1 protein-coding gene is annotated in these 231 nt (G+C 60.2%); it reads right to left on the bottom strand.

Features of this window, described 5'->3' with window-relative positions:
* A partial coding sequence (locus BST12_RS30290) for a pentapeptide repeat-containing protein (protein ID WP_211281453.1) occupies positions 1–231 on the bottom strand: 231 nt, incomplete at both ends.

The following is a 231-nucleotide window of genomic DNA, read 5'->3' as shown; positions in this document are numbered from 1 at the left end:
TTCCCCCACCCCCGGTTCCCATCCCCGGTATTACCACTGCCCACATTCCCGCTCCCCACATTCCCACTACCCACATTATTGTGCCCCTGATTCCCCAACCCGAAATTACCGCTCCCGCTGTTCCCACTCCCCACATTCCCATCCCCCACATTCCCACTCCCCAGGTTGTAATCACCCACATCCGCATTCCCCAGGTTCAACACCCCGCGATCGGCCCACCCCACACTCAAC

The sequence above is a fragment of the Mycobacterium angelicum genome, from assembly GCF_002086155.1.
GTDB lineage: Bacteria > Actinomycetota > Actinomycetes > Mycobacteriales > Mycobacteriaceae > Mycobacterium > Mycobacterium angelicum.
Note: the sequence above shows the minus strand (reverse complement) of the source record. Positions and strands in the feature narration are given on the sequence as shown.